The sequence below is a fragment of the Sporosarcina sp. QA0331 genome, assembly GCF_055808055.1.
Genome location: NZ_CM147850.1, coordinates 1,370,225 through 1,393,777, shown reverse-complemented (window position 1 = coordinate 1,393,777; position 23,553 = coordinate 1,370,225). Strand labels below are relative to the sequence as shown.

Here is a 23,553-nt window from a genome sequence, read left to right as displayed (position 1 = left end):
GTGTTTGTCTACAGTCAGAAACCGGCATATGCCGGTTTTTTTAGTTGAAGACGCTCGTACTGTGCAGTGGTTGCAGTCTTGCTTTCGGATCGATGAATGCTTTCGCATGGTTCACGGCTGTCGGAGCTTCCCCTAAGCCGACTGCAATAAGCTTCACTTTTCCGTCATAAGATGTAACATCCCCTGCTGCGTAGATGCCTTCGATATTCGTTTCCATTCGAGAGTTGACGATGATCGAGTTGCGATCCATCTCAAGCCCCCACTCTTTAATTGCACCTAGAGAAGAAATATTGCCATAGTTGACAATGACGTGGTCGACGTGCAATGCCTCTTCCGATCCATCCTTTTGTGCAATGACTACTTCATTGACGATGCCATCTTCCCCAGCAATCGACTTAACAGCACGGGAAGTGAGCACATTTACTTTCGACGACATCAATTGGTTTACACTTGTTTCATGCGCTGTGAAACGCTCACGACGGTGTACAAGTGAAACATTCGAAGCGATATCTTCAAGCATCAACGCCCAATCTACCGCTGAGTCTCCGCCGCCGCATACAAGAACATCTTTATCTTTAAAGAGTGTAAGGTCTTTAATTCCGTAATGCAATGTCTTGCCTTCAAATTCAACCTCTTCAGCCAAACCGATTTTACGCGGTTGGAATGCGCCGATACCAGCAGTTAAAAGAATCGTGCGAGTCAAATGTACGCCTTTGTCCGTTTGGAGGATGAAGTGATCTCCATCGCGTGTCGCTGAAAGAGCAGTTTCCCCTAGGTGAATTTCAGGCTTTGAATAATGTGCTTGTGTAACAAGATTTGCTACTAAATCCTTCGCAAGAATTTTCGGAAAACCACCAACGTCATAAATATATTTATCAGGATACAGCTCAATTAACTGACCGCCAAGTTGCGGCAAACTATCAATAATTTTAACGGACATTTCACGCATGCCCGCATAGAAAGAAGCAAAAAGTCCTGTTGGTCCCCCACCAATAATTGTAATGTCGACAATTTCGTTGCTCATCTATAAACACTCCAATGTATTTTAAATTTGGCTGATGTACGAAAAATCCGTTTTATCATTATCCCCTACATATCTACTCTACACATTATCTACTATTTTTCAATAAAAAACACATAATTTGACTTGGTACCAATAAATTAATTAATCAATAAATTCACTCATTGTTTACGCTTAATATTTTTAATTTTTGTATAGTATTATTTTCTCAAATAAGTATAATAGTATGTATGTACTGTATATAGAGATTTTTGGGGGGACTAATTTCATGAATTTATCAGTATCAAAAAAGATTTGGGCGGGATTTTCCATACTTCTTGCCATTATGCTCATCATGGGGGGTGCATCTTTCTTCGCAACGAAAAAGATGAATGATGAGTTTGCAAAACTAATCGACGACCGGGCCCATAAAGTGAATTTATCCGACGAACTGATCAGCGCACAAAAAGAAAGATATATTGCGATCAGCAGTTATGTTTTATTTAAAACATCGGAATTTGTCAGCCAACGTGATGAATCGACTGCCCATGCGACCGAATTGCTCAACGAGATGGGTGAAGCTTTTAGTTATACGAATGATACAGTGGTCGTCGAAGAAATTAAACAATTACATATGCAATTCAGCCAAATGGTTGATGACATCAGCTATAGTCTAATGAGGGCAAATGAAACGCAGAATAGGAACCTTTTACGAGAAGCAAATAATGTAAACTTGCAAATAATGGAGAAGGCAACAGCGCTGAAAGAGAATCAAAAGGTAGAAATGCAAAATTCGGGTGATGAATTATCGCAAATGACGAACTTTATCCATTTGCTAACTTTTATTTTCATCGGACTAGCCGTTTTGATTTCATTGATTGTCGGATATATGATTAGCCGCAGTATAGCGAATCCTGTTAAAAGGATGACGACTGCAATCGAAAAGATTGCAACAGGTGATTTATCAGTAGAACATGTCAACATCCGTAGTAAAGATGAAATCGGAATAATGGCAAACGCATTCAATAAAATGACTGATGATTTAAAAAATCTGATGGAACAAATCCGTTTTTCTTCTCATCAGTTGGCTGCGCAAGCGGAGCAATTATCGGCAAGTTCCGAAGAGAGCCTTGCTTCATCTGAAATGGTCGCTTCCGCTTCGGAGAAAAATATGCGGGATAGTGAAAACCAGTCTGATTTGGTGAATGAAACCGTCGATTCAGTCACTCAGTTGACAGAAGACGTCAATCAAATCGCAGACAGCAACTTGACGATGCTCGAAGCGATGAAAACGGTCATTTCCCATGTGGAAGCCGGCTCTTCGACGATTGAAAGGTTATCCGGTCAAATGTCGGATACCGACACGATCATTCAAGAAGCATCCGCGATTATCCAGTCGATGGCAAAACAGTCCGCGGAGATTCAACAAGTTACTTCATTAATTACCGCTATTTCGGAACAGACAAATCTATTAGCATTGAACGCAGCAATCGAAGCGGCTCGTGCAGGAGAACATGGAAAAGGTTTTGCGGTCGTCGCCGAGGAAGTGCGCAATCTTGCAGAGCAGTCTAAATCATCTGCCGCAGATATCGGCGTCATGATCCATTCCATCCAAGATGCGACCAAAAAGGCAGTGAATGCAATTAATTCGGGAAGCAACAGTGTAAAAGACGGCTTAACGGCCACTCATCATTCATTGAATACATTTACTGAAATCGAGCAATCCGTTAGTGTGGTGAATGAAAACGTATCGACCGTTACAGAAGCGATTAAGCAAATCCGCTCCATGACCGGCACGATTGCCCACTCATCGATGGAAGTGAAGAAACTGGCAGAGTCAACCGCGTTTACAGCACAGGAAACAAGTGCCGCGACAGAAGAGCAATTGGCAGTCAACGAAGAGATTTCAACAAGCTCACAAACTCTTGCTGGTCTTGCGGAGAATCTTCAAAAAGAAGTGAATCGCTTTACGTTTTAAAATAAAAATCGTTGAAACTGGTATGTCCTTTGAAAGGAAGCCGTTTCAACGATTTTTCTGGTCTATAGGACCGTTTTTATTACCATTTTCCGATTGAATTATCGCAATTGCATCTCCGCTTACTCTTCTTCTAATTGTTCCTTACAAAACGCGGCCAGCTCAGCGACTTCCTCATCCTCCAAGTCAAAATCGAGAACTTCGTCTGTCGCACGGTCGAAAAGATGATAGGAAGCCACTTTCCCTTCTCCTTCATTAACCGCATAAATCACTCGGATGCCCGTCCCCTTTTCATTATAGAGCTCATCTTCCTCGTCGAATTTTACATAAATGCGAAATTCATATCGGTTCCCCGACAGAATGCCTGTCGGATCAATGAGTTCAATCATACTATATTCAATAATTTCCAAGTAAGCTCATCCTCACATAATGTTTTCATTCCCATCTTACAGCAAACCACACTAACTGGTCACGTATTCCCTATCGGCGAAATATCTGCTCAAACTTGCAATCTTTCTTTTGCATTTTCACAATGGTTAGTTAACAATGAAGATAGTGAATTGTATTCACACTAATAGATTACGGGGGAATGAAAATGCTGACATTTGAAGAATTCAAGTACAAAAGACCTGATATGGAAAGCATTAAACAAGAATTCGATAGCTTGCTAGAACAATTCCGTTCTGCAGGGTCCTTTGATGAACAAAATGAAGTCATTGAAAAACTGAATGCCATCGGTAGCAACTATTCTACACAGTCCAACTTGATGTATATCCGTTCTTCCATCGACACGAATGATGAGTTCTATCAGAAAGAACGGGAGTATTTCGATGAAATCGGTCCTGAATTCCAGGAACTTGGAACCGCCTTCTACAAAGAGCTTGTAAAGACACCTTACCGTAAGGAGCTTGAAGAGAAATGGGGCACACAGCTGTTCGCTCTAGCCGACAACGCAATCAAATCCTTTTCGCCGGAAGTGCTTCCTCTCCTTCAACAAGAGAATAAGCTCACTTCTGAGTATGCTAAGCTTGTCGCTTCTGCTCAAATCGAGTTCGACGGAAAAACCTTAACCCTTGCTCAGCTCGGACCTTATGCCGAATCTACTGACAGAAGTGTAAGGAAGTCCGCTATGGAAGCTGCCTACTCGTTCTATGCAGAAAACGGCGATGCGTTTGACCGTATTTATGATGACCTCGTTAAAGTAAGACATGAAATCGCAACGAAATTAGGTTTCAAAAACTTTGTAGAACTCGGTTATGCGCGTATGAACCGAATTGGCTATGACGCGGATATGGTGAAAAACTTCCGTGACCAAGTACGAGACTATATTGTACCGCTTGCAACGAAATTATACGAACGTCAAGCTGAGCGAATCGGCGTCGATGAATTGAAATTCTACGACCAGTCTCTAAACTTCTTGAGTGGGAATGCAACTCCGAAAGGTTCCCCTGAATGGATCATTGAAAACGGGAAAAAGATGTATGAAGAACTTTCACCTGAAACGGACGAGTTTTTCAAGTACATGACAGACAAGCACCTTCTCGACTTGGAAGCAAAGAAAGGGAAAGAGACGGGGGGCTATTGTACGTTCATTGATGATTATGATTCGCCTTTCATCTTCTCGAACTTTAATGGCACATCGGGTGATATCGACGTTCTGACACACGAGGCAGGCCATGCTTTCCAAGTGTACTCCAGCCGTAATATAGGGATTCCTGAATATGTATGGCCGACTCACGAAGGGGCTGAAATCCATTCAATGAGTATGGAGTTCTTCACGTGGCCTTGGATGGAGCTATTCTTTGAGGACGATACGGAAAAATACAAATTCGCACACTTGAGCAGCGGCCTGCTATTTTTACCGTACGGTGTGGCAGTAGATGAATTCCAGCATGCGATTTATGAAAATCCAGAAATGACGCCTGCTGAACGTAAAGCGGAGTGGAAACGCATTGAGAAGACATATTTGCCGATGCGTGATTACGACGGCAATCCTTATCTGGAAGCGGGAGCGATTTGGCAACGCCAGTCGCATATTTATGAAGCTCCTTTTTACTATATCGATTACACATTGGCACAAATTTGCGCGTTCCAATTTTGGAAGCGTTCATTTGAAGATCGCGAAGCTGCATGGAAAGATTATTTACACCTCTGCAAACTTGGCGGGTCTAAGCCATTTACGGAGCTTGTAAAAGAGGCGAATTTGATTTCACCGTTTGAAGATGGATGTGTCGAGTCTGTTATCGGCACAATCGAAGCATGGTTGAGTTCTGTTGACGACAAAGCTCTATAATAAGAAGGGGTTGCCAATAACCGGCAGCCCCTTTTTTTATGTCGTTAATTCAAAGACGTTATATTGATTTTTACCGTTTTCTTTAGATTGATAAAGTGCCTGATCCGCTTTTTCGTAGAGTGATTCAAAATCATCATTTTCTGTTGCGATAGCAACTCCAATACTAATTGAAGTTTGGATATTTTTTTCATTCAAGTGAAAATCCATTTTTTCATTAATCCGTTGAAGCAAATCATCCGCGAGCGATTTTATATTAGGCGTTTCATCTAAATCAAGTAAAAGTAAAAACTCGTCGCCACCGACTCTTGCTGCAAAATTACCGGCTTCAACTGTTTCTTGGATAGTTGCTGCCGCGATTTTCAATATCCTGTCACCTTCGCCATGCCCTAAATAATCATTGACGGATTTGAAATTATCCAAATCGATCATCATTAAAGCTAGCTTCCGATTTTTTCGTTCAAGTCTTTTTGTAATTTCGTCTTCAAAAGCCGCCCTGTTTTTCAAACCTGTCAAACTATCATGAAAGGCAAGATGTATCGGCATCGCAACCAGTCTAGCAATAAGGAAGGATAGGATGATCGATCCAATAAGGATGACAAACAATTGAAGAAGAAATTGATTCTTATACCCTGCAAGCAAACCTGTCATCACTTGATTATTGTAAGCTATCTCGACAACTCGATCAGTGGAAAAGCCCTTCCGCTCGTCTGCTGAATAAGGAATATATCTGTATGTTACCCGTTTTCCGTCTTCAACTAAAACCAATTCATCAGGCTCTCCACTTCCCCGCACTTTTTCAAAAACTTTTTTGTGCGGCTGTTGGATATATTGCTGTTTGAAGTCTTCAGTTTTTACACCTAGCGCATTACCTCCAGAATTGTATACCTTAATAGAATTAATATCATCATATTCTTGGACGAGTTCATCAATCGTTTGCAGGAAATTGAATTGCCTAAAGATCTCATGGTCTTCTAGTAGAACCCCTAACTCGATTAAATACTTATGATCCGGTGTAGGTGTATAACTAAACTTTTTAACTTCCCCTGTTTTCGACTGAATATCCATGCCATCAGTGATAAACGAATCACCTACTCGCCTTTCATCCAACAGACTAGAAAATCCCGGACAACATTTTTGGAAATCCAATCCGATATCTTCGGTGAAGCTGCTATGTATGACTGTATTTTTATCATTGAGAATAAATATGTCCATTTTATATTGCTCTTTTAACGATGTAAAATCCCACTTTTGGAAATCGGGATCTTCCTTATATTTTTCAAGAAGCTCCATTGAATATGATTCCATCTTTTCCGCAGTCTGTTCATCAAATAGGTCGTACACTTTATCGATCGTTGCAAGGTTGTTAACTACTTTGTCCTCTATCATGGAAATCTTCGTGTCTTGAGCCTCTAAGACAGTTTTCCGTAACTTGTTATAGTCAAATAATGCTATAAACAATGATAGAATAAGCGAAAACACAATCAGGACGATCGTCAATTTCCATCTGAAATTATTGAACACACTTATCGTACCCTTTCTACTTTCAAGTCCTTTGAATCATTATAGCCCATACTCTTCCAAATAACTAGACTATTTTACCTATTAATCCGAATAAAAGAGCTATCACTTGTAAAAAGTGACAGCTCTTTGACTTTACCGCTATAGAAGCGATTACATGAGTCCAATCGCATTTCCTTTTTCGTCGATGTCCATTTGAAGGGCTGCCGGCTTTTTCGGCAGTCCAGGCATCGTCATAATATCCCCCGTCAGACAAACAAGGAAACCTGCACCGAGCTTCGGAATGATTTCACGGATTGTAATCATGAAATCTGTAGGTCTTCCGAGCTTCTTAGGGTCATCTGAGAAGGAGTATTGCGTTTTCGCCATACAGACAGGCAGGATATCCCAACCGTTTTGTTCGATTTGCAATAAATCCTTTCTAGCTTTATCAGTAAGGATAACTCCTTTTCCACCATATGCCTTTTGAACAATTGCCGTAATTTTATCAATAACCGGCTGCTCAACATCATAAAGAGGCGCAAAATTATTCGGCTCTTCTAACAGCTCGAGAACTTGTTTCGCTAAGTCCTGGCCGCCAGCTCCACCCTGCCCCCAAACGTCCGTTACAGCTGCCCGGACGCCATTGGAAGCGCACCATTTCATGATGAAGTCAAGTTCTGCAGCGGAGTCTGTGATGAAGCGGTTTAATGCAACGACAGGCTGCACACCGAAGGAACGGACAGTTTCCACATGCTTTTCAAGATTCACAATGCCGTCCGTGACAGCTTGAACATTTTCTTTTCCAAGATCCGTCTTCGCAACCCCTCCGTGCATTTTCAAAGCACGAATCGTTGTCACAAGTACGACAGCATCCGGGGCAAATCCGCCTTTTCGCGCTTTGATATCCATGAATTTCTCAGCGCCTAGATCGGATCCGAATCCTGCCTCCGTCACAACGATATCAGCTAATTTTCTAGCTGTATTCGTAGCCATTAACGAGTTGCATCCATGTGCTATGTTTGCAAATGGTCCGCCATGAATCAAAGCAGGCGTCCCTTCAATCGTCTGAACTAGATTTGGCTTGAATGCTTCTTTCAATAGTAGTGTCAAAGCACCTTCTACGCCTAAATCCCTTACTGTAACAGCTTCCTTTTCATACGTATACCCGATTACCATTTGAGATAGACGCTCTTTCAAGTCGGATAAACTTGTTGCCAAACAGAATACTGCCATAATTTCAGAAGCTACTGTAATATCGAAGCCGTCTTCCCGCGGTACACCTTGTCCAGGACCCCCGAGACCAATTGTAATGTGGCGCAATGCACGGTCATTCATATCCATTGCACGCTTCCATGTAATCCTGCGCGGGTCGATCTGCAATGCATTTCCTTGATGAATATGATTATCGATCATCGCACTTAGCGCATTATTCGCAGTTGTGATAGCATGGATATCGCCATTAAAATGCAAATTAATTTCTTCCATAGGTAATACTTGAGCATATCCGCCGCCAGCAGCGCCGCCCTTCACACCCATCACGGGTCCGAGGGAAGGCTCGCGGAGAGCGATCATCGACTTTTCTCCTAATCTTGCCAACGCATCTGCAAGGCCAACAGTCACTGTTGATTTCCCTTCACCTGCAGGTGTCGGGCTTGTCGCTGTTACAAGCACGACTTTACCGAATGATTTCGTAGCCGGCAATTTCGATACATCGATTTTTGCTTTGTATCGTCCATAGGGTTCAACCGCCTCTTCGGGAATCCCCGCTTTTCTTGCGATATCCGCTATTGGCTGCATCACAGCAGAAGCTGCGATCGCTAAGTCCGTTAATGGTTTTGCTTTTTCAGTCAATATGGCCACACCCTTCTTTTATCAATACATGTCAATATAAAATGATTTTATAATAAAAATTTCAAAACTGCTCATTCTTTAATGCGCAATACAAGCTTTCCAAACTGCTCGCTGTTTTCCAGCGCCTTGAATGCTTCCAAGCCATCTTCGAGACGATATACATTGTCAATGACAGGTTGAATGCCGTATTCATCAACATGCTTCAACATTGCCCGCAACTCATCCCTACTTCCCATCGTCGAGCCAAATAGCTGGTATTGTCCGTAGAAAAACTTCCGTAAATCCAGCTCGACGACATCCTCAGTCGTTGCGCCAAATACAACGATTCTCCCGCCTTGTTTCAATACTTCCAACGAACGGTTGAATGTTGCTCTTCCAACACTTTCGATAACGAGATCGATTGTTTCATTCACTAGTTCCTCTTTCCAATCGCCGTTCGTATCAACTGCCAAATCAGCACCAAGCTCTAGCGCTTTCTGTCGTTTCTCCTCAACGCGTGAACTGACGATGACACGCGCCCCAACATTTTTGGCAAACTGAATCATATATGTCGCGACACCGCTACCCGCTCCCGGAATAAAGACCGTATCGCCCTTTTTCAACTCACCTTGCGTAAATAATGCCCGGTATCCTGTCAATGCTGCTAACGCTAAAACAGACGCTTCATCCATCGAGAGATTGGCAGGTTTTTTCTCAATCTGTTCAGCAGAAATAACAATTTTTTCGGCAAATGTTCCATTGTCCGGCATCCCTAAAATTTCAAATCCTGCAGGAGGTGCATCACTTTGTGTAAACCAACGTAAAGATGGATTAATGATCACTTCATCACCGATCTCCCAATTGTCTACCCCTTCCCCGATAGACTCGATGACACCAGCGCCATCAGAACCAAGAATTAACAGCTCCTTTGCATCCCCGCGGCGATCAGGTATTTTAATGTCCCTTCGATTCATCCCCGCGGCATGAAGTGCTACGACGACTTCACCATTTCTTGCAATCGGTTCTTCCATCTCATCTATTTTCAATTGACCATTTACATGAATGACCGCCTTCACACAACAACCCCCCCGTTTAAAATATTCTATGAATTATATACTATTCTATCATACAATATCCGCCAATAATTATCACATTCATAGTAATAAAAAAAACGCAAAGAATAGATCTCCTTTGCGTCTACAGCTAGCTATTCATTTGATGATTTCAATGTTACGACAACTACTTCTGGACGATTGAACACCCGTATGGGAACGATACTATTTCCGAGGCCGCGGCTTACGATCATAGTCGTTCCATCCATTTCATGGATACCTGATGTGAATTTAGGGAACCATCCTTGACCTGGAGCTACTAAGCCTCCAATGCCCGGAATTCGAATTTGCCCACCATGAGCATGCCCACTGAAAACGAGGTCTATTTGTCGGTCAACGTATACGTTGAACTGTTCAGGTCGATGCGATAAAAGGATTTTGAACAGATCATCCTGGACCTCTTTAAATGCATAATCTATGACTTGTTCAACATACTTCTCTTCATCGAGATTGCTGGACAATGGATCTTCAATGCCGGCTATAACAATCTGTTCCCCTTCGCCGCTTGCAATTATCTTTGATTCATTTGTTAACACTTGCACGCCTAATCCAGATAGTTCCCCTTTAATATGCTTTTCATCATTTGTAGAAATTTCATGATTGCCGGTTACGAAATAGAATGGTGCTACATCATGCAGCTGCTTGACGATTTCCAAACTTTGCTCAAGATCATAACGATTCCGATCAATGAAATCTCCAGTGATGAAAATGGCATCTGGCGATAATAATTTCACCTTACTCACTAAATCTGAGTGGTTATCCCCAAACATCGAGTCATGGATATCTGACAGTTGAACAATCCGATAATTATTGAAGCTTTCGGGAAGACCGGAAGCTTCGAGCTCCACGAAGGTCACCCCTATGGTCGTATTCTCTTTATATAAATAAAGTCCAAAAAGCAATATAAGAATGAAGAATAATAGGATGCCATTGCGCTTCCTTCGTTTTCGTACAGGCATTCAGCTTACTGCCAACGTTTCTTTATTTTTGCGAGCTCCAATAATTCGAGTACGTCCTTTTTCGGTAATTCCGTTAGAATGGAAAGAAGCTCTCGCTCAGCAAGCCTTCTTCCTCTGCCGCTCCGATATCGCTCTTTATTCTCCGCATCAAGAGTGCTGTATAGCTGATCTAGTTTTTCGTCTTGCTCATCCACTTCTTTAGCGATGATCAAATTTTCGCGCAGCCGTTCATAAAGCATATCAACGTTTGACGAACTACTCGCAGTGAATGCGCGTGAAGTTTTAGGGTCTCCTAAAATCAACTCATCTGTTGAAACGTTGAATCTCTCGGATATCTTTGCAATCCATGCTGCGGAAGGGGCATTTTTACCTTTCTCCCAATCTTTGATTCTGCTGGCGGATGTGCCGATTGCCGCCCCAAACGCCATCATTGATAGGCCTCTTTGCTCTCTCAGGGCCTTTAATCTAATACCAAAGTCTTCTTTACTCCAATCGTTCACGGTGATGCCTCCTCCTATTTACTTATCTCTATATTATTTTTCTTAGTTCCTTCTGTCAATCTTAATTTATTTTTCTATCAAATTATTAATAGCCAGTTTGCTGGCGTTTGTAATTTTCCTCGTTTTTTTCCAAATAGGCTTCCATTATTTCACTATAAGAAAACCCAATCCTGTTCGCTATTGCTCCATAATGAATCCAAACATTTTCATAGCTCTCCATATCAGTTTTCAATAAAAACTTTTGGATAGAGCCGATTGTCTGCAAAAAGACATTCGTCAAATCGCCTTCAACTTCGCCTTCTGGCCATACTTCCAATCCATCCAAATCTTTTTCGATGCCGAGAGACAAGAGAAAATGAATGGAGTCCACATATTCTTCTAAAATAACTTCTCGTTCTGAAGGTCCCTTTGTACTCCAAAATTTAAAACATCTTGTTTCATTAGCTAATTCTGCAAGTTCGACGAGAAGGGCCAACCCTTTTTCTTTAAAAACATCCTCGTTTACAACTTGATTCGTTTGGATGTATGCATCCAGTTCACGTTGCATCGTAAATAATGTCGTCAATTCCATAAAAAAACCTCCAAAATCTTAAATATCTTGAAACCAAACCGATTCCCGCCCGTATAAGTAGAAGACTATATCTATTTTTGTGAGGGGATGCTGTTATGGGATTACTGATCCGCATTGTTATCATTGCATTCATCGTCTATTTATTTTATCGCGGTATCCGCTATTTATTGGATCCGAAGCGAAAGTTGGACGAGGCGTATGAAAAAGAGCAATATTACTTCTATGATGATGTAAAAAATGTAAGGAAAAATTTCTTTATCACATATAAAGGTGCCCTCTTTGAAGGTGAAAAATATTTAGGAACTACGGAAGACTCCTTTGATGTCGTTTCTATTTTCGTTTGGGTCAAAGATGAAACGAAGCTTCAAGGCTTTACGAAAGATGATTTTTATTTCTTATCATCCGAGATCACTTCCAATTATCCCAAAGCTGAAATCAGCTGGAAAAATCCGATTGAAGACTTGATGAAAGCCTGATTGAAAACGCTTGCCTAGGAAGGCATCCTAAGTGCGCCACGTCTTGTGGCGAGGTTGCATGACTCGCATCCTGAGAGTCCGAGCGAAGACGCGAATAGAACTAAAATTCATGAGCGGACGAGCAACTGAGGAAGGCATCCTAAGTGCGCCGCGTCCTAAAGGTGCCTTAATTTCTGCAAAGACCGCAGAAATACGGCAAATCGAACCCTTCGCCGTTCGATTGGCAACGGATGCATGACCTACTTCCTGTAGGCCCCAACAACGGATGCGAGCGTTTGTCAACAGGCTGAAAGCCCGTTGACAGAGCGAGCTTTTCTTATTTCCTTTATGCACGATTCACGCCGAATGGATCGATGCCTAGAAGATAGATGATGACGCCTATGTAGATTAACGCGAGCAGTAGAAAACCGATTCGGAATTCTGTGTGTCTTGTTTTATGACTGAATACCATCATGCCCAAATACGAACCGATTCCGCCGCCGACGATGGCAAATAGCCATAATGTCTTTTCTGGCACTCTGCGTGCTCGCTTCTTTGATTGCTTCTTATCGTAGCCCATCATCATGAAGGACCAGATTGATATAAATATGATCCAAGTGATAATCATACTATTCATATATTCAACTCCCTACTTCCTATTCTACACTTTATTGATTGGACTTAGGAAGAAGAACTATAGTAAGTTTAGAAGTTTTCTTTTTAATTTTTTCTCCAACAGTAAAAGCCTCGCTACCGATTAACGGTGCAAGGCTTTTTGTTGATCAATCACTTATTTTGCAACTGATTTTTTCGCTGTTTCTGCAAGTTGTGCAAATGCTTGTGCATCTGTTACTGCAAGATCAGCAAGCATTTTGCGGTTTACTTCGATGCCAGCCAATTTAAGACCGTGCATCAATGTGCTGTATGAAAGACCATTCATACGTGCTGCCGCGTTGATACGTGTGATCCATAGTTTACGGAAGTCACGTTTTTTCTGACGGCGGTCACGGTATGCATAGTTGAATGATTTCATGACCTGTTGGTTTGCTACTTTATAAAGTCTATGTTTTGAACCAAAGTAACCTTTGGCTAATTTCAATACTCGATTACGGCGCTTGCGCGTCACTGTTCCACCTTTTACGCGTGGCATAGTTCATTACCTCCTGCTATTCCTAAAGAATGTGTTATGGTTCAAAGATTATTTCATGTAAGTGATCATTTCACGGATACGTTTGTAGTCGCCTGAAGAAACAAGTGCAGCTTTACGCAAGTGGCGTTTCGCTTTAGTAGACTTGTTGGCAAAAAGGTGACTTGTGTATGCACGGCCGCGTTTCACTTTACCAGTTGCAGTTTTCTTGAAACGTTTTGCGGATCCGCGGTGAGTTTTCATTTTTGGCATGATCTGTTCCTCCTAAATCGTTCGCGTTACTTTTTTTCGGCAGTCGGGGCAAGTATTAGGAACATGCTCCGTCCTTCCATTTTCGGTTTAACTTCAACCGTTGAGAATTCTTTGCATTCTTCTGCAAAGCGGTCCAAAACACGTTGTCCAATTTCCTTGTGCGTAATTGCACGTCCGCGGAAACGGATAGACGCTTTCACTTTGTCGCCTGCTTGCAAAAATTTGATGCCATTGCGAAGTTTTGTTTGAAAATCGTGTTCATCAATTGTCGGGCTTAAGCGCACTTCTTTGATGTTGATGACTTTCTGGTTTCTTCTTACTTCGCGTTCTTTCTTTTGTTGCTCGAACTTGAATTTACCGTAGTCCATAACGCGGGCTACTGGTGGCTTTGCTGTTGGAGCGACAAGGACAAGATCCAAATTCGCGCGTGCTGCAATTTCAAGTGCCTCATTGCGTGATTTGATTCCAAGCTGGTCGCCGTTGTGGTCAATGAGGCGAAGCTCGCGGGCACGGATGCCCTCATTTACGTACATGTCTTTGCTAATAGTAATCCACCTCCGAATGTTGTCTCGCGAATACACGGTTTGGGTACACCGTCCAGCATTCCGACGGTCCCATAGTTCATTCGTTTAATAAGAGCCGGACAATAAAAAAAGTAGACAAAAGTAACTTTTGTCTACCCGCTTATGTGTACGTGCAATTACATGCACGGCACGTTCACTCATGTGCTGACCTGTCAACAACGGTGTGCGTCGATCAGGTGAGAAGCGGGCAGCTCCTTCTTATACCACAAACTGTATTCATTAACCTTACTAAGTCTATCATCTTGATTTTACGTTGTCAACATAAAACTTTAAAACAAAGATTGCAGTACAGTTGATTTCCGCTTCAGGCGGACTTTCCGCGGGCGTCGCTTCAGCCAATCGAACAGCGAAGGGTTCGATTTGCCGTATTTCTTCGTTCTTTGCAGAAATTAAGGCATCCCCTAGTTGTGCTCGCAACGCCACGCTTTTGCTCGCAAAAGCCGTTCTCCGTTACAGCTTTCGTTGCGGGGTCTTCTGTTGACGCTTTTCCCGAAGGAGTCGCCGCCTTTCGCTTCAATCAACGGTATTTCTTAATAACAATGAAAATGCTTTTTTTAGACGCTTAAACGCAACATCTACTAATTATTAATTATCATGTGATACATCGGCTTTCAACATTTTCAAGAAGTCTTCGAATGGCATGCTTTCTGATTTTTGTTCGCCGTATTTTCTTACGTTTACTTCGCCGGATTCTACTTCTTTGTCTCCTAGGACGAGCATGTAAGGGATTTTTTGGACTTGTGCTTCGCGGATCTTGTAGCCGATTTTTTCGTCGCGGCTGTCTAGGTCGATTCGGAATCCTTCTGCGACGAGTTTTTCACGAATTTCATTTGAATAGTCGAAATGTGCTTCCGGTGAAACTGGGATTACTTCGACTTGAACCGGTGCAAGCCATGTTGGGAATGCGCCTTTGTATTCTTCGATCAGGAATGCGACGAATCTTTCCATTGTAGAAACGACGCCTCGGTGGATAACGACTGGACGATGGTGCTTGCCGTCTTCCCCAACGTACGTGAGATCGAAACGTTCAGGAAGAAGGAAGTCAAGTTGGACAGTTGAAAGTGTCTCTTCCATGCCGATTGCCGTCTTCACTTGCACATCAAGTTTCGGACCGTAGAAGGCAGCTTCGCCGTCTGCTTCGACATAAGGAAGACCGAGTTCGTCCATCGTCTCTTTCAACATGCTTTGTGCACGTTCCCACATTTCATCATCGTCAAAGTATTTTTCTGTATCTTCCGGATCGCGATACGATAGACGGAACGAGTAATCATTAATATTGAAGTCTTTGTACACATCGATGACGAGCTGAACGACACGTTTGAATTCTTCTTTGATTTGATCAGGGCGAACGAAAATATGCGCATCATTCAAAGTCATACCACGTACACGTTGCAGTCCCGATAACGCACCAGACATTTCATAGCGGTGCATCGTACCAAGCTCAGCAATACGGATCGGCAAGTTACGATAAGAGTGGATGCCGTTTTTATAAATCATCATATGGTGCGGGCAGTTCATCGGACGTAGAACAAGGTCCTCATTATCCATGCTCATAACAGGGAACATGCCGTCCTGATAGTGTCCCCAGTGACCGGATGTCTTGTATAGCTCAACGCTTCCGAGAACCGGCGTATAGACGTGGTCATAGCCGAGCTTTACTTCTTTATCGACGATATAACGTTCGATGATGCGGCGAATTGTAGCGCCTTTTGGCAACCATAACGGAAGACCTTGACCGACTTTTTGGGAGTTCGTGAATAAATTCAATTCCTTGCCGATTTTACGATGATCGCGTTCTTTCGCTTCTTCGAGCATACGTAAATGTTCTTGGAGCTCGTCCTTTTTGAAGAAGGCTGTTCCGTAAATCCGTTGAAGCATTTTATTTTTCGAGTCGCCGCGCCAGTAAGCGCCCGCGATGCTCAATAGTTTGAATTCTTTCAGCTTGCCTGTCGAAGGTACGTGGATACCACGGCAAAGGTCAAAAAATTCGCCTTGCTCATAAATGGAAACTTGTTCGCCCTCAGGAATTGCTTCCAATAGTTCAAGCTTGTACGGATCGTCAATTTCCTTGAATCGTTTTTCAGCTTCTTCGCGGGATACGTCAGTTCGTGTGATCGGAAGATTTTCGCCGATGATCCGTTTCATTTCTTTTTCCAGTTCAGGAAGGTCTTCAGATGTAATTGGCGTAGGTGAATCGATGTCATAGTAGAATCCGTTGTCGATGACCGGTCCGATTCCTAGTTTAGCGTCTGGGAATTTTCTTTTTACTGCTTGAGCTAATAGATGGGCAGTACTGTGACGCAGGATTTCTAGCGCTTCCGGTGATTGTGGTGTGATGATTGCAATATTACCGTCTTTTTCAATCGGTGTTTTCAAGTCGATGAGCTGGTCGCCAATTTTACCTGCGAGCGCGCTTTTTCGTAGCCCTGGGCTGATGGAGCCTGCCACTTCTTCTGTTGTTGTGCCGTTCGGAAACTCTTTTATCGCTCCATCTGGAAATTTCAATTGAATATTCTCTGCCATTACAAACACTCCTTGCTTATTTTATTTACTTACGAGCACCGGATTATGCGAACTGAAAATGGATTTCCACTACGGACGGACACTTTCCGCGGGCGATCCGTGAGCCAATCGAACAGCGGAGGGTTCGATTTGCCGTATTTCTGCGCTTTTTGCAGAAATTAAGGCATCCTGATTCCCTGCTCGCAACGCTGCGCGTTTGCTAATCCCCCAGGAGTCGCCGCCTTTCGCTTCAATCTACGCAGCTCCCTAATCAATAAAAAACAACAAAAAAGCCCCATCCCGGTAAAGGGACGAGGCTGTTGCTCGTGGTTCCACCCTTCTTCCTTCCATCCGGTTATACAACCGGAAAGATGAAGCTTGAAACGGCTAACGGGCCGGGGTCCGTCATCGGCTATGTAAATGGTTCACCGATGCTGCTCCAAGGTGGTAAATCGATCCTCTGCACTTCAGGGCTTCCAGCCAAATGACCCTGATCTCTGTAAGTAGAAAAACCGATTCATGTCCTCTTCAACACATTTTCAAATATGATATCCATTAGTATAAGGAAAGTCACAGACAATTGCAAGTGGTGGATGTCAGCTTACATGTTTCTTCGATTTTTCCCTTTCAATTGAACGGGTTTAGAGATTGTCTTAATTCGTTCCATAATACGTGCTGCTTTAACCGCTTCTTTTTCTCCGCGTTGCGTGTACGTCAAATGGTGCTCCAACTCTTCAAAATTGAAATTGGATGTGAAGAAGGTCGGAAGCTTTTCTGCCATTCGATATTGCAATATCGTTCCAATCACTTCATCACGTGCCCAAGCAGACATGGACTCAGCTCCAAAATCATCGAGCATAAGCACTTTCGCTTTTTTCACAAAGTCAATTTTTTCATTCAACGTCTGGTCTTGGATTGATTGTTTAATTTCACGAAGGAATTCCGGTATATACACGACGACTGTCCGGATACGAAGATTGGCAAGCTCATTAGCAAGCGCACCAAGTATAAAGGATTTCCCCGTTCCGAATGGCCCGTATATGTAAAGTCCACGTTCCGGAAGTTCTCCTGTTTCACTTATTTCACTCAAAAATTGAGCAGCCGCTTCAACGACAATAATCCGGCTATTGTCGTGCTCCAAATCTACGTTATGCAATCGCGCTTCCATGACATCCTTCGGCATATACATGCTGTCAATCATATTGGATACATTACGACGTTCGTCTTCGACTAATTTATTCGGGCATTTGACATAATCAAGATCAATGAATCCTTGACTTAGGATAAGCTTCGGCTCAAATCCTTTCATTACGTTAATGCAGCCTTCAACGTTTGGGCATTTCTCACAGTGGTGAGAAGCTGTTGTATATTCGTATAATTTCCCTAAACTTTTATCGACAACCGTTTTATCGATTTCACTCGAATTCTCGGAAATGAATTGTTGGACGCCTTCGGACTCCATCACTTCATTCCGTAATTGCTCGTATCTTGCTGTCAGTTCTGAAGCGTTCAATACACGCTTCAATGTATTTCCGATTCGTTCCAACTTATTTCACCTCACTTCTCATTGCATCCAGTTTCGCTAGCAGCTGGCGTCTTTTTTCATCTATATCTGGATCTGCCTCGTTTTTCGGCTCCTTCTGTTCCGTTTCTTCTTTCTTGTAAAACCATTCAGGCACCTTCTCTTCCCTTGTAGGCTTCCGACTGGCTGGTTTCTTCTTCCCTTCATTCAACCACTTCATATATTGATCGTGCTCGGTACGGGATAACTCCATTGCCTTTTTGGCAGTCTCCACTTTTTTATTCGACCAATGCGAGGCGATCCGTTCCGCAAAATTATTCGTGATCTTTCCGTCGTTTCGTAAAATCATATATTGCAATAAAACGTTTACGACGCCGACGGACAATCCATGAGTGTTAATAAGCCTTTCCGCCAATTGGAGATCAACCGGAAAAGGTTCTTTTCCGTTTAAATGCCGTAGCATTTCACGAGGTGATGTATTTTCCAAATAAAATAAGAGTTCATCTTCTCGAGATTTTGGCTCAGCCTCTTTCGCAGGTTCGACATTCTTGAATATCTTTTCAACTGTCGGTACGTTTCGCGAAATATTGATCTTGTAATAATCAACCGCAGCCTTTCGAAGTCGATCTTCCGGAATCTGCATACTGTTTGCATCGAGCGCCATCATAACGACTTTCTGCATATCAAGCGGTGTCAATGAATAAAGGAATGCCAATTTCTCGATCAATTCCTTCGACACTGTGGCGAGGGAGGATTTCGGTACCATTTGTTCGGAAAGTCCTGAACGGAACAAATTGAAATCAAAGTCGGAATAAGCGAAAGGAATTCCCGGTGATTCATTGCGACCCATCATTTGACCGCCCTCTTCCATCCCTTCGGATGCACTGTATCGAATAGGTTTGAAAACATCCAAGAAAGTACGAGATACTTCCTTGTACTGTTCATCGATCGGATCTACGACCGTAAAGCGGGCTCTTAAACTTCGGTATGCCTGCTCGCCAATCTTGCTGAAAAGGAAAGTAGACAAAAGCGGGTCTTCGAAAAACGACTTTGCATCCATCGGTGGCAGCAATTCGTAGCAGAACGCACGATCCTGATCCTCCTGTTTGCAATATGTACGCAGCAAGCCGATCGCCTCGAGGGAGATTCTCGCTTCAAATACTTTCACTAACGGCATTGTTAATAAATTCATTAAATAATAATGATTAAACTCATTTTCCTTATTTCGTTCCGCATCAGCCCAAAGAGACATGAAAAGACTCATAGCGTCAGGGCCGATTAATGGTTGATAAAACAATGTGAGGAGTTGCCGGTCATAATCCGAAAATGGATGTGACAATTTGATCGTGAACGTATCGACTGGTTGTAGTTCTTGGTAAAGCATATTGTCGGAACTCCTTTTTTCCTTTATTCAAAATCAATTCTCATCTTTTTTCTTCTGCAAGTTCTGCAGTTCTTCGATAAAAACGTTTATATCTTTGTACTGGCGGTAGACTGATGCAAACCGTACATATGCAACTTCATCGACATCTGCCAATTTTTCCATGACCATTTCGCCGACATCCTTAGAATCAATCTCAACAGTACCTGAACTTCTCAATTCTTTTTCTATTAAATATACAATGTTTTTTACTGCCTCGAGGTCAACTGGACGTTTTTCACATGCCCGGATGAGCCCTCTCAACAACTTTTCACTGCTGAATTCTTCCCTTGTGCCATCCTTTTTCACTACGATGAGCGGCATTTCTTCCACTTTTTCGAATGTCGTGAATCGGAATGCGCATCTTTCACATTCACGGCGTCTTCGGATGGATCGATTCTCTTCGGCAGGTCGAGAATCGATGACCCGGGTGCCATTATAATGACAAGCTGGACATATCATTTTCTGCTTCCTCCGCATTTCCGTATAGTATATTGATTATAACAGAAGTTCATCGAAAAAATCGAAAGGGATCCATTAATATTGAGCCAATTTGTAGTGGGCATTTAAAAAGTAAAGTCTTAGAAGTGTTGATTTCCGCTCCAGGCGCGCGCTCACGTGGGGCGGGCGGTGGCCTCCTCGGTCGCTTTGCTCCACTGAGGGGTCTCGCCTGTCCCGCTAATCCCACAGGAGTCGGCGCCTTCCACTCCAATCAACGAGAAACTCTCTAAAGTACAATGACGAAGCAATAGAGATTTTTTTCTGACCAACTAATAGACCCCAGTTTAAGCGAAGAAGCTAGGGTCGATCTCAATGATCAAATTGAGCGTATGGTTGTAAAATCTCACAAAAAAATACCGGATTGAAAAATGGGATGGTCGCCTTGATCTGGGTAGGGGAAGTTAGAACAGCCTTAGTTTTAGCAGGAAAAAATCCTGAAATGAGAAAGGCAGTGTTAAAATTACAACCAAAAGGTATGCCAATCTAACAGCTTAGAATAAAGGTTTACACCATTTGATTGGAGTGGAGGTCGGCGACTCCGGCGGGAACAGCACGAGCTGAAGACCCTGGACTGAGCGAAAGCCGTAACGAAGAACGGCATTTGCGAGCACTTGCGCGAAGGAAGCCGCTGAAGCCGTGCCCGCGGTAAGCGTCCGACCGAAATGGATATCAATAGTATTATTAACAAGCTAGAATTACCAATCAAATCCCAAACATTTTATTCATACATCCATAAAAGAACAAAAACATCCAAGCCGAGTTATCGACTTGGACGTTTTTCATTTTCCAATTATGAATTCACTATGGATTTCAATTCATTTCCTACTTTAATAGCTAATTCAACAACACGTGCAGAATAGCCCCATTCATTGTCATACCAAGCAAGTACTTTCACTTTGCGATCGCCCATGACAATTGTTGATAGACCATCAATCGTCGCAGACTCTGTTGTTGTGTTGAAGTCAATCGATACGAGTGGTTCAGTCGTGAAACGAAGGATTCCTGAAAGTGGGCCTTCAGCTGCTTTAATAAATGCTTCATTCACTTCTTCCACTGTCACATCTTTTTTCACATCAACGACGAGGTCGACCAGTGACACGTTCGGAGTTGGAACACGAAGTGCCATGCCGTGGATTTTCCCTTCAAGCTCAGGCAATACGAGCGAAAGTGCTTTTGCAGCACCTGTTGAAGTCGGGATGATCGACTGCGCACAAGAGCGCGCACGGCGAAGGTCCTTATGCGGGTTATCTAAGTTTTTCTGATCATTAGTATAAGCATGAACAGTTGTCATCAACCCGTTTTCAATGCCGAATGAATCATTCAACACTTTCGCAACTGGTGCAAGGCAGTTTGTCGTGCAGCTTGCATTCGAAATAACATCATGTTTTTCAATATCAAGCTTGTCATCATTCACACCTAGAACAATCGTTACATCTTCATTTTTCCCTGGAGCAGTCAAGATGACTTTCTTAGCTCCGGCTTCCAAATGAAGGGCAGCTTTACTGCGTTCATTGAATACTCCCGTCGCTTCAATGACGATATCGACACCAAGCTCTTTCCAAGGCAACTTGGATGGGTCACGCTCCGCTATTAATTGGACACGCTTCCCATTGACAACAAGAGCATTTTCCTCCACAACGACTTCACCATCAAAAACTCCGTGATTTGTGTCATACTTAATCAAATGAGCTAGAGTTTCTGCCGGATATGATGCATTTACCGCTACTACATCAACGTCATCCTTCGTGATAATTTGACGGAAAACCATGCGGCCGATCCGCCCGAAACCGTTTATCGCTATCGAAGTAGTCATGAAAAAATCCTCCCGCGTAATGTTATATACTTTTTATCCTTTATCCGATAATTAGTATAGCACAATTTAACCGGGTGCAAAGAGTTTGTGAACGAAATAACAATGTTCTACTTTTCAGAGAATAGGATTATTTGAATGCATTCCATTTAATCAATAATTCATCCAGCTGATTTTCAGTCTCTTCCAATGATCCATTATTATCAATGACTGCATCCGCGCCTTTTTCCTTTTCCGCTATCGAAAGCTGAGAATTGATACGGGCATCCGCTTCATCTTGAGAATAGCCATTCCTGGCAATTAGACGTTCCCTTTGAACGGCAGGTGCTGCTGAAACGACGATAATTTTATCCACATATGATTGGAGTTTGCTTTCAAATAGGAGTGGAATATCCATAATGATCGTGTTAGATCCTTTCTCCAACCATTCTTCCTTTTGTCGCAGCATTTCTTTTCGGACAGCGGGGTGGATAATCCCGTTCAACTTTTTTCGCTTTTCCTCATCATCGAAAATAAGACTACCGAGCTTTTCTCTGTTCAGCGACCCGTCCGGTAGAAGGATATCAGATCCAAACGTTTCCGCGATACACGTAAGAACAGGGCTTTCAGGTTCTACGACTGCCCTTGAAATTTCATCTGCGTCAACGATCGGGTAGCCTTTTTGTTTCAACATTCGCGACACGGTACTTTTACCAGTTGCAATGCTTCCTGTCAAACCGATGATCATTGAAATCAACCTTTCCTCACCTTTGGCATTGTGGACAATAGACAGATGTCCTTCCTGCAATTTTCATGCTTTTCGTTTCTCTGCCGCATGTTCCACACACTTTCTTTCCATACATCTTCAAACGGGTTTGCATCGTTCCCGCTTCCCCGTTAATATTCCGATAATCCGAAATGGAGCTTCCTCCCGCATCAATGCTCTCTTGCAGGACATTAACGATTTCCTGGAACAATTCTCGTTTCCTTTTTTCACTGATCCGCTCCGTCGCTCGTCCGGGATGGATTTTCATTCGAAAAAGCGCTTCTGTCGCATATATGTTGCCGCAACCTGAAATGACATGGCCATCCATTATCACTTCTTTGATCGGCTTCCGTGCATATTTCGGTAATGATGCCATGGATAAGAAATGGACGACGGCAAATTCGTCAAACGGTTCAGGAGCCATATTCAGCAATGGCAAATAATCCTCTTCCTTCTGCAGTAGCCGCAGTTCTCCGAACCGGCGGATGTCGGAATAGACGAGCAATCCTCCGTCCGTCATATTAAGGACGACATGGATATGATTCTTGAATTTCTTCTCCGTGACATCTTCCAAGGAATCTACAACGAACCAAGCACCCGACATTCCGAGATGGCTGACAAGCAAGAAAGGAATCCCTTCCTTTTCTAAATGAAAATAAATATATTTACTTCTTCTAGTGACGTCCACGATCGTCATTTCTGCAAGCCCTTCAATAAAATCTTCAAGAGTTTTCCCTTTGACGATTGCTTCCTTGCCCAACTCCTTGGATTTCCTTATTACATCGGAAACATGCACTTCAGAAATTGTGCGGCCAATGGAGGTAGGCGACAATTCGCGAACGACACCTTCAACTTCAGGCAGTTCTGGCATTTCT

The 23,553-nt window shown here is 42.8% G+C and carries 23 protein-coding genes; 4 read left to right on the top strand and 19 right to left on the bottom strand.

The features are described from left to right. Positions 1-40 precede the first annotated feature (40 nt). Positions 41-1,024, bottom strand: a complete 984-nt coding sequence (locus AC0L13_RS06670) for an NAD(P)/FAD-dependent oxidoreductase (protein WP_473645216.1) — start codon at positions 1,022-1,024, stop codon at positions 41-43. A 265-nt stretch (positions 1,025-1,289) separates the two neighbouring features. Between AC0L13_RS06670 and AC0L13_RS06665 the strand changes: the two genes are divergently transcribed. Beyond that, complete coding sequence (locus AC0L13_RS06665; protein WP_473645214.1) at positions 1,290-2,978, top strand: methyl-accepting chemotaxis protein; 1,689 nt, start codon at positions 1,290-1,292, stop codon at positions 2,976-2,978. Positions 2,979-3,097: 119 nt separating this feature from the next. Here the strand turns inward: AC0L13_RS06665 and AC0L13_RS06660 are convergent, their stop codons facing one another. Further along, complete coding sequence (locus AC0L13_RS06660) at positions 3,098-3,385, bottom strand: DUF6509 family protein (protein ID WP_473645212.1); 288 nt, start codon at positions 3,383-3,385, stop codon at positions 3,098-3,100. 185 nt (positions 3,386-3,570) lie between these two features. On the opposite strand from AC0L13_RS06660, the gene AC0L13_RS06655 reads away from it, so the two are divergent. Then, positions 3,571-5,268 carry a M3 family oligoendopeptidase gene (locus AC0L13_RS06655; RefSeq protein ID WP_473645210.1) on the top strand — a complete coding sequence of 566 codons (1,698 nt, stop codon included), beginning with the start codon at positions 3,571-3,573 and terminating at the stop codon, positions 5,266-5,268. A 36-nt stretch (positions 5,269-5,304) separates the two neighbouring features. Here the strand turns inward: AC0L13_RS06655 and AC0L13_RS06650 are convergent, their stop codons facing one another. From AC0L13_RS06650 to AC0L13_RS06625, 6 genes are all read right to left on the bottom strand, one after another. Next, positions 5,305-6,789, bottom strand: coding sequence for a GGDEF domain-containing protein (locus AC0L13_RS06650; protein WP_473645208.1), 1,485 nt, complete (start codon positions 6,787-6,789; stop codon positions 5,305-5,307). 150 nt (positions 6,790-6,939) lie between these two features. Then, complete coding sequence (locus AC0L13_RS06645) at positions 6,940-8,619, bottom strand: formate--tetrahydrofolate ligase (protein WP_473645206.1); 1,680 nt, start codon at positions 8,617-8,619, stop codon at positions 6,940-6,942. A 71-nt stretch (positions 8,620-8,690) separates the two neighbouring features. Beyond that, positions 8,691-9,674: a zinc-binding dehydrogenase gene (locus AC0L13_RS06640; RefSeq protein ID WP_473645204.1), complete on the bottom strand. Its 984-nt coding sequence runs from the start codon at positions 9,672-9,674 to the stop codon at positions 8,691-8,693. A 131-nt stretch (positions 9,675-9,805) separates the two neighbouring features. Further along, positions 9,806-10,669, bottom strand: a complete 864-nt coding sequence (locus AC0L13_RS06635) for a metallophosphoesterase (protein WP_473645202.1) — start codon at positions 10,667-10,669, stop codon at positions 9,806-9,808. A 5-nt stretch (positions 10,670-10,674) separates the two neighbouring features. Then, positions 10,675-11,169 (bottom strand): helix-turn-helix domain-containing protein, encoded by a 495-nt coding sequence (locus AC0L13_RS06630; RefSeq protein WP_473645200.1) that lies wholly within the window; start codon positions 11,167-11,169, stop codon positions 10,675-10,677. 85 nt (positions 11,170-11,254) lie between these two features. Beyond that, the gene (locus tag AC0L13_RS06625) at positions 11,255-11,740 is read right to left on the bottom strand and encodes a dUTP diphosphatase (RefSeq protein WP_473645198.1); all 486 of its coding nucleotides are present in this window, start codon (positions 11,738-11,740) and stop codon (positions 11,255-11,257) included. A gap of 95 nt (positions 11,741-11,835) precedes the next feature. Here AC0L13_RS06625 and AC0L13_RS06620 point away from each other — a divergent pair, with 95 nt between their 5' ends. Continuing rightward, on the top strand, positions 11,836-12,216 hold the full coding sequence (locus AC0L13_RS06620; RefSeq protein WP_473645196.1) for a sigma-w pathway protein ysdB: 381 nt from the start codon (positions 11,836-11,838) through the stop codon (positions 12,214-12,216). Positions 12,217-12,541: 325 nt separating this feature from the next. Here the strand turns inward: AC0L13_RS06620 and AC0L13_RS06615 are convergent, their stop codons facing one another. From AC0L13_RS06615 to thrS, 5 genes are all read right to left on the bottom strand, one after another. Beyond that, positions 12,542-12,832 (bottom strand): DUF1294 domain-containing protein, encoded by a 291-nt coding sequence (locus AC0L13_RS06615; protein ID WP_473645194.1) that lies wholly within the window; start codon positions 12,830-12,832, stop codon positions 12,542-12,544. 153 nt (positions 12,833-12,985) lie between these two features. Continuing rightward, positions 12,986-13,345, bottom strand: coding sequence for a 50S ribosomal protein L20 (gene rplT, locus AC0L13_RS06610; RefSeq protein ID WP_440501339.1), 360 nt, complete (start codon positions 13,343-13,345; stop codon positions 12,986-12,988). 48 nt (positions 13,346-13,393) lie between these two features. Further along, positions 13,394-13,594 (bottom strand): 50S ribosomal protein L35, encoded by a 201-nt coding sequence (rpmI, locus tag AC0L13_RS06605; RefSeq protein WP_252502652.1) that lies wholly within the window; start codon positions 13,592-13,594, stop codon positions 13,394-13,396. A 26-nt stretch (positions 13,595-13,620) separates the two neighbouring features. Next, a complete protein-coding gene (gene infC, locus AC0L13_RS06600) occupies positions 13,621-14,127 on the bottom strand; it encodes a translation initiation factor IF-3 (protein WP_473645192.1) in 507 nt (168 codons plus the stop codon). A 636-nt stretch (positions 14,128-14,763) separates the two neighbouring features. Next, positions 14,764-16,701, bottom strand: coding sequence for a threonine--tRNA ligase (gene thrS / locus AC0L13_RS06595; protein ID WP_473645190.1), 1,938 nt, complete (start codon positions 16,699-16,701; stop codon positions 14,764-14,766). Positions 16,702-17,000: 299 nt separating this feature from the next. Between thrS and AC0L13_RS06590 the strand changes: the two genes are divergently transcribed. After that, positions 17,001-17,168 (top strand): hypothetical protein, encoded by a 168-nt coding sequence (locus AC0L13_RS06590; RefSeq protein WP_473645187.1) that lies wholly within the window; start codon positions 17,001-17,003, stop codon positions 17,166-17,168. A gap of 113 nt (positions 17,169-17,281) precedes the next feature. Here the strand turns inward: AC0L13_RS06590 and dnaI are convergent, their stop codons facing one another. The 6 genes from dnaI to mutM all read right to left on the bottom strand — a co-directional run bounded on the left by dnaI (position 17,282) and on the right by mutM (position 23,549). Continuing rightward, positions 17,282-18,226, bottom strand: coding sequence for a primosomal protein DnaI (dnaI, locus tag AC0L13_RS06585; protein ID WP_473645185.1), 945 nt, complete (start codon positions 18,224-18,226; stop codon positions 17,282-17,284). A 1-nt stretch (position 18,227) separates the two neighbouring features. Then, on the bottom strand, positions 18,228-19,586 hold the full coding sequence (locus AC0L13_RS06580; RefSeq protein ID WP_473645183.1) for a replication initiation and membrane attachment family protein: 1,359 nt from the start codon (positions 19,584-19,586) through the stop codon (positions 18,228-18,230). Positions 19,587-19,619: 33 nt separating this feature from the next. Then, on the bottom strand, positions 19,620-20,084 hold the full coding sequence (gene nrdR / locus AC0L13_RS06575; protein WP_473645181.1) for a transcriptional regulator NrdR: 465 nt from the start codon (positions 20,082-20,084) through the stop codon (positions 19,620-19,622). Between the two features lie 829 nt (positions 20,085-20,913). Continuing rightward, positions 20,914-21,936: a glyceraldehyde-3-phosphate dehydrogenase gene (locus AC0L13_RS06570; protein WP_473645179.1), complete on the bottom strand. Its 1,023-nt coding sequence runs from the start codon at positions 21,934-21,936 to the stop codon at positions 20,914-20,916. A 127-nt stretch (positions 21,937-22,063) separates the two neighbouring features. After that, on the bottom strand, positions 22,064-22,660 hold the full coding sequence (gene coaE / locus AC0L13_RS06565) for a dephospho-CoA kinase (RefSeq protein WP_473646878.1): 597 nt from the start codon (positions 22,658-22,660) through the stop codon (positions 22,064-22,066). Between the two features lie 16 nt (positions 22,661-22,676). After that, entirely contained in the window at positions 22,677-23,549 is an 873-nt protein-coding gene (gene mutM, locus AC0L13_RS06560) for a DNA-formamidopyrimidine glycosylase (RefSeq protein WP_473645177.1), read from the bottom strand. Between the last annotated feature and the right edge of the window lie 4 nt (positions 23,550-23,553).

Bases quoted from the DNA above. Each gene is read 5' to 3' on its own strand.
- AC0L13_RS06670 (WP_473645216.1), bottom strand. From the start codon at position 1,024: ATGAGCAACGAAATTGTCGACATTACAATTATTGGTGGGGGACCAACA.
- AC0L13_RS06665 (WP_473645214.1), top strand. From the start codon at position 1,290: ATGAATTTATCAGTATCAAAAAAGATTTGGGCGGGATTTTCCATACTT.
- AC0L13_RS06655 (WP_473645210.1), top strand. From the start codon at position 3,571: ATGCTGACATTTGAAGAATTCAAGTACAAAAGACCTGATATGGAAAGC.
- AC0L13_RS06635 (WP_473645202.1), bottom strand. From the start codon at position 10,669: ATGCCTGTACGAAAACGAAGGAAGCGCAATGGCATCCTATTATTCTTC.
- AC0L13_RS06625 (WP_473645198.1), bottom strand. From the start codon at position 11,740: ATGGAATTGACGACATTATTTACGATGCAACGTGAACTGGATGCATAC.
- AC0L13_RS06620 (WP_473645196.1), top strand. From the start codon at position 11,836: ATGGGATTACTGATCCGCATTGTTATCATTGCATTCATCGTCTATTTA.
- AC0L13_RS06615 (WP_473645194.1), bottom strand. From the start codon at position 12,832: ATGAATAGTATGATTATCACTTGGATCATATTTATATCAATCTGGTCC.
- rplT (WP_440501339.1), bottom strand. From the start codon at position 13,345: ATGCCACGCGTAAAAGGTGGAACAGTGACGCGCAAGCGCCGTAATCGA.
- rpmI (WP_252502652.1), bottom strand. From the start codon at position 13,594: ATGCCAAAAATGAAAACTCACCGCGGATCCGCAAAACGTTTCAAGAAA.
- infC (WP_473645192.1), bottom strand. From the start codon at position 14,127: ATGTACGTAAATGAGGGCATCCGTGCCCGCGAGCTTCGCCTCATTGAC.
- thrS (WP_473645190.1), bottom strand. From the start codon at position 16,701: ATGGCAGAGAATATTCAATTGAAATTTCCAGATGGAGCGATAAAAGAG.
- AC0L13_RS06580 (WP_473645183.1), bottom strand. From the start codon at position 19,586: ATGCTTTACCAAGAACTACAACCAGTCGATACGTTCACGATCAAATTG.
- nrdR (WP_473645181.1), bottom strand. From the start codon at position 20,084: ATGATATGTCCAGCTTGTCATTATAATGGCACCCGGGTCATCGATTCT.
- AC0L13_RS06570 (WP_473645179.1), bottom strand. From the start codon at position 21,936: ATGACTACTTCGATAGCGATAAACGGTTTCGGGCGGATCGGCCGCATG.
- coaE (WP_473646878.1), bottom strand. From the start codon at position 22,660: ATGATCATCGGTTTGACAGGAAGCATTGCAACTGGTAAAAGTACCGTG.
- mutM (WP_473645177.1), bottom strand. From the start codon at position 23,549: ATGCCAGAACTGCCTGAAGTTGAAGGTGTCGTTCGCGAATTGTCGCCT.